The 5370-nt window shown below is 68.6% G+C and carries 5 protein-coding genes; 4 read left to right on the top strand and 1 reads right to left on the bottom strand.

Annotated elements, in window-relative coordinates; genetic code table 11:
* Window positions 1-19 precede the first annotated feature (19 nt).
* From rnc to SREC43747_RS21440, 3 genes are all read left to right on the top strand, one after another.
* Window positions 20-787, top strand: coding sequence for a ribonuclease III (gene rnc / locus SREC43747_RS0118785; RefSeq protein ID WP_081722690.1), 768 nt, complete (start codon window positions 20-22; stop codon window positions 785-787).
* 31 nt (window positions 788-818) lie between these two features.
* The gene (gene mutM / locus SREC43747_RS0118780; protein ID WP_029722932.1) at window positions 819-1700 is read left to right on the top strand and encodes a bifunctional DNA-formamidopyrimidine glycosylase/DNA-(apurinic or apyrimidinic site) lyase; all 882 of its coding nucleotides are present in this window, start codon (window positions 819-821) and stop codon (window positions 1698-1700) included.
* 207 nt (window positions 1701-1907) lie between these two features.
* On the top strand, window positions 1908-2084 hold the full coding sequence (locus tag SREC43747_RS21440) for a hypothetical protein (RefSeq protein WP_160173046.1): 177 nt from the start codon (window positions 1908-1910) through the stop codon (window positions 2082-2084).
* A 349-nt stretch (window positions 2085-2433) separates the two neighbouring features.
* Here SREC43747_RS21440 and asnB read toward each other — a convergent pair whose 3' ends face one another.
* On the bottom strand, window positions 2434-4263 hold the full coding sequence (gene asnB, locus SREC43747_RS0118765; protein ID WP_029722931.1) for an asparagine synthase (glutamine-hydrolyzing): 1830 nt from the start codon (window positions 4261-4263) through the stop codon (window positions 2434-2436).
* Window positions 4264-4903: 640 nt separating this feature from the next.
* Between asnB and SREC43747_RS0118760 the strand changes: the two genes are divergently transcribed.
* Window positions 4904-5275 (top strand): hypothetical protein, encoded by a 372-nt coding sequence (locus SREC43747_RS0118760; RefSeq protein WP_029722930.1) that lies wholly within the window; start codon window positions 4904-4906, stop codon window positions 5273-5275.
* Window positions 5276-5370: the final 95 nt, after the last annotated feature.

Here is a 5370-nt window from a genome sequence, read left to right as displayed (position 1 = left end):
CTTGATCGGCGGTTGAGTAGTGGGGGGAAAGAACTCGCGGAGCTCGAGTTCGCGCAAGACGGACCCGACTCCGTTGCTCAAGGCGCTCGGCGTCGAACTCGACGCCGAGCTTCTCACTCTTGCTCTCACCCACCGGTCGTACGCCTATGAGAACGGTGGCCTGCCACCGAACGAGCGGCTGGAGTTCCTGGGTGACGCGGTGCTCGGTCTGGTGATCACCGACCGGTTGTACCGCGACCACCCGGATCTCCCCGAGGGGCAGTTGGCCAAGTTGCGGGCCAGTGTGGTCAACATGCACGCGCTGGCCAGCGTCGCCCGCAACTTGGGTGAAGGCGGTCTCGGGGCGCACTTGCTGCTCGGCCGTGGTGAAGAGCTGACCGGTGGTCGGGACAAGGCGAGCATCCTCGCCGACGGGCTGGAGGCCGTGCTCGGCGCGATCTACCTGCAGAACGGGATCGAGACCGCGCGCGAGGTGATCAACCGGCTGTTCGAGCCGCTGCTGGTGGAGGCTCCGCTGCGCGGCGCCGGGCTGGACTGGAAGACCAGCCTGCAGGAGCTGACCGCTGCTTCCGGCCTGGGCGTGCCCGAGTACCGGGTGGAGGAGCAGGGCCCCGATCACCGCAAGGAGTTCAGCGCCTACGTGTCGGTGGGCGGTGAGACGCTCGGCAGCGGCACCGGGCGGACCAAGAAGGAAGCCGAGCAGAAGGCCGCCGAGTCCGCTTGGCGGAAGCTCTCCGACCAGGTGGAGTCCGGGGCTGCTGCCCCGGGGGCCGAGTCGACCAGCTGACCGGTTCGGAGTGTCCTGGTGAGGGTTGTCCGTGCCTGAACTGCCCGAGGTCGAGGTCGTCCGCCGCGGGGTCGCCGAGCACGTCGCCGGCCGCACGGTGGCCGAGGTCGAGGTGCTGCACCCGCGGGCTGTGCGGCGGCACGTGCCGGGGGCGGATGACTTCGCGACCCGACTGGTGGGGCGCTGCCTGACCGCGGCCCGCCGGCGCGGCAAGTACCTGTGGATCGAGCTGGGCGACGGGACGCTGCCCGATGGCGAGGCGCTGGTCGCGCACTTGGGGATGAGCGGGCAGCTGCTGGTGCAGCCGCCGGGGGCCCCCGATGAGAAGCACCTGCGGGTGCGGTTCCGGTTCGCCGACGGGGGACCGGAGTTGCGGTTCGTGGACCAGCGCACCTTCGGCGGCTTGCACCTGGCCGAGCTCGTCGAGGTCGGCGGGCTGGCGGTGCCCAAGCCCATCGAGCACATCGCTTGCGATCCACTGGAGCCGGTGTTCGACGTGGAGGAGCTGGCGGGCCGGTTGCGCTCCCGCCGCACCAGCATCAAGCGGGCGCTGCTCGACCAGAGCTTGGTCTCCGGGATCGGCAACATCTACGCCGACGAGGCCTTGTGGCGGGCGAAGCTGCACTGGGCCCGGCCCACCGCCACGCTCACCCGGCCCAAGGTCCGGGAGTTGTTCGCCGCGGTGACCGAGGTCATGCAGGACGCGTTGCGGGCCGGCGGCACGTCTTTCGACGCGTTGTACGTCAACGTCAACGGCGAGTCCGGCTACTTCGACCGGTCGCTGGCGGTGTACGGCCGAGCTGGTCAGCCGTGTTCGCGTTGCGGGGCGCCGATCCGGCGGGACCCGTTCATGAACCGCTCGTCCTACACCTGCCCGGTGTGCCAGCCGAAACCCCGCAACGCCCACCTCTGACGGAATCGTCCGCTTCGCCGTGTTCCGCCATCGCTGCCGCTCTTCCCGCGGCTGGGCGTTCCCGGGATGTCCTCGGGTGATCTCGAGGTCGCTGGCACCTCGGTCCGGTTCCATGGGCGTGAAGCCGGACCAGGAGGCGGTGAACGCCGTGCCGGAGCTCGACGCCGGCGCCGCGCGCCGCGCCGCGGGGCCGCGCCGGTCGGCATCGTGAGCCCGGTCCACGACGAGGAGCGATCGCTGCTCGGTTGCCCCCAGGTGCTCTGCGAGCACCTGTCCGAGGAGTTCCCGTTCTTCTGGGCCGTCGCGGCCGTCGGCAACGCCAGCGCGGTGGTGGGACGTTGCGCGGTGCGCGCGAGCGGGACTCCGTGCTGGTGCTGTTGCTGACCGCGGGCCACCGTCGAGGATCGGACCGCGGGGCTCGCTGCCGGTGGTGACGACTACGTCACCGAGCCGTTCAGCCCGGACGGGGTGGTCTGCGGCTGCGCGCCTGCGCCGGGTCGGCGAGGTGATCGCAGCCGGTGGATCGTTGCTGGCGGATCCGGTGGGCGGGACCGGCGCTGCCGGACCGGGTGGGCGGTGCGGGCTGGCGGAGGCGCGCAACGGCCGCGTGGAGCCTTGGGCGAACCCCGAAGGGGCGCACTTTGCGCCTCGTGCTGCCGTTGACCTGACCGCGGAAAGCACGAGCGCTCGGGGCGACAGGGGCACCCCGAGCGCTCGCGGACCGATCGGTGCGTCAGAGCTTGATGGTCGGGTTGTGGATGTCGAACCAGATCGCCAGGTCGAGGATCCGCTCGAAGCCGTAGCGGGCCGCCTGGTCGATGTTGGCCGGGTCCTGCGCGAGGGCGTCGCGCAGCCACTTCTCGTCCACCAGGGACAGCGCTTCGCTGCCGCTCGAGACCAGGTCGGACACCTGGCTCTGCAGCACCGCCGCGTACTTCGGGTCCTGGGTGGACGGGTACGGGCTCTTGCGGCGCTCCACCACGGACTTGGGCAGCACGTCCGCGGTGGCGTGCCGCAGCAGGCTCTTCTCCCGGCCGTCGAAGGTCTTCAGCGCCCACGGCGCGTTGAACACGTACTCGACCAGCCGGTGGTCGCAGAACGGGACGCGGACTTCCAGGCCGACCGCCATGCTCATCCGGTCCTTGCGGTCCAGCAGGAAGCGGACGAACCGGGTCAGGTGCAGGTAGCTGATCTCCCGCATCCGGCGCTCGTGGTCGCTCTCACCGTCGAGCCGCGGCACCTCGTCGAGCGCGCTGCGGTAGTTGTCGGCGACGTAGCTCGCCAGGTCGAGCTTGTCGACCAGCTCGGGGTTGAGCGCGCCGTTCCGGCTGACGTTGTCGGTGGCGCCCAGCCACGGGAAGGTGTTGGCCCGCTGCACCTCCGGGTCGTGGAACCACTTGTAGCCGCCGAAGACCTCGTCGGCGGATTCTCCGGAGAGCGCGACCGTGGAGTGCTTGCGGATTTCCTTGAACAGCAGGTACAGCGACTGGTCCATGTCGCCGAGCCCCAGCGGGAGGTCGCGGGCTTGGACCGCGGCGCGCCGGACTTCCGGGTCGGCCAGCGAGTTCGGGTCGAGCACGATGTCCTTGTGCTCGGAGCCCACGTGCTGGGCGACGTCGTGCACGTAGGGGCCGTCGGGGGTTTCGCGCAGCGAGTCCGGGACGAAGTTCTCGGTCTGGCCGAGGAAGTCGACCGCGAAGCTGCGGACGCGTTCGCCGTTGCGGGCCAGCTGCTGGCCGGCGAGGGCGGTGATGGCGCTGGAGTCCAGGCCGCCGGAGAGCAGCACGCAGCGGGGCACGTCGGAGATCAGCTGGCGGGCCACGATGTCGTCCAGCAGCTCCCGCACCCGGTGCACGGTGGTCTGCTGGTCGTCGGTGTGCTCGACGGCGGACAGCTTCCAGTAGGTGTTGATCTTCAGCCCGTTGCGGTCGAAGCTGAGGACGGTGCCCGGCTCGACTTCCCGCATCCCGGACCAGATCGCCTCGCCCGGGGTCTTGATGAGGGTGAACAGCTCCCGCAGGCCGTTGGCGTCAACGGTCTTCTCGGCCAGCGGGTTGGCCAGGATGGCCTTCGGCTCGGAACCGAAGAGCAGCCCGTCCTCGGTGGGGTAGTAGTACAGCGGCTTGATGCCCATCCGGTCGCGGATCAGCAGCAGCTGTTCGCTGCGCGCGTCCCAGACGGCGAACGCGAACATGCCGTTGAGGTGCTCGGCGACTTCCGCGCCCCACTCCAGGTAGCCGTGGAGGACGACTTCGGTGTCGCTGTCGGTCTTGAACTGGTGGCCGCGGCGGCGCAGTTCGTCGCGCAGTTCGGTGAAGTTGTAGGCCTCGCCGCTGTAGACGATGGCGACTTCCCCGTCCGGGGTGTCGTACTGCATCGGCTGCGCCCCACCGGGCAGGTCGATGATGGCGAGCCGGCGGTGGCCGAGCGCGACGTGGGGCCGGGTGTAGGTGCCCCGGGCGTCGGGCCCGCGGCAGGCCATGGTGTCGCACATGGCGTCGACGACGGATTGCTCACGGGTCAGATCGCGCCGGAAATCGACCCATCCGGAAATGCCGCACATGTTGCTGCTTCCTCCGGTTTGTCGCGCTGTTGGGCGGTTTGGAAGTTTCTGGCCTGTATCGGTCAGGCAACTAATTAGCGAGGGTAATTAAATAGTTGCCTTGTGGAAACTATCCACTTTGGCTACTTCGATCTCGCGGGTAAATGAGGGGTAAAACGGCTTCGCGTGGACTGAGCGCGGTTGCGCGTGGGCTGAGCACAGGCGTCGAGAGGTGTGCGCGCGGAACGTTTTTCAGCTCCAGCGCGCCGCTCTTTACCTTCTCTTTGTCGAGTCGCCGATCGAGTAAAGCGGAATTGGTCGGGAGCTGCTTCCCCGGTTCACCGATGTGAATTCGTGCACGGCGTTGCACGGAGTTCACCCGCTCCGACGGGGTTCCCGGGCGGGATTCGGCGGGGCAGCAGTGCGGCACGCCGCCGGAACGGTGCAGCGGACCGAACGCGCGCTCGTGGCGGGACTCACCAGTGTCGAGCGGTGATCTGCCGCTCAGCGCTGCTCCGCTCGGTTCAGCGGCCCGGCCCGGTAAGCCGCTGCGCTGGGGTGTTGCAAGTCGGTCTTCGTGTGATCTGCTGACGAGCGATCACCGGTCTTGCTAATGTTCCGCATGATTCGGTGACCACAACCCGCACCACGGGGGCCGTGCATGACGACGCCACCACCGCCACCGCCTGCTCCGGGCGGTGCCGGGAACACCATCACCGTCAACAAGGACAACGTTCTGGCCGCCCGCAAAGCCGTTCTCGAAGCCGTGGAAGAGGCTGAGGAAAAACTGCGGAGGTTGCGGAACAAGCTGATCATTGATCCGCCGGCGAAGGACGACATCAGTGTTGCGGCGGCCACGGCCTGGAACCGCAATCTCCTCACCAACGAGGACTCCCACTACAACCGACTCCTGGGCTACGTGGACAAGATCAGGGAGTTGGGGGAGCAGTTGGGGGAAGCCGCCAGGCAGTACGGCTTCACAGAAGAGCAGATCGAGGCGTCGTTCAAGACGGTGGACCGACACCAGGACTGATGGGAGTTGCGAGGTGAGTCGGCGGATTCAGCGCGGAGTGCTCGCGGTTGCGGCGGTGGCTGGTCTGGCTGTGGCCGGGTGTGCTGGGGAGCCGG

Source organism: Saccharopolyspora rectivirgula DSM 43747, from assembly GCF_000497205.1.
In the GTDB taxonomy this organism is placed as follows: Bacteria; Actinomycetota; Actinomycetes; order Mycobacteriales; family Pseudonocardiaceae; genus Saccharopolyspora; species Saccharopolyspora rectivirgula.
Note: the sequence above shows the minus strand (reverse complement) of the source record. Positions and strands in the feature narration are given on the sequence as shown.

Excerpts from the sequence above, each read along its gene's own strand:
- asnB (WP_029722931.1), bottom strand. The coding sequence starts at position 4,263 with ATGTGCGGCATTTCCGGATGGGTCGATTTCCGGCGCGATCTGACCCGT.
- SREC43747_RS0118760 (WP_029722930.1), top strand. The coding sequence starts at position 4,904 with ATGACGACGCCACCACCGCCACCGCCTGCTCCGGGCGGTGCCGGGAAC.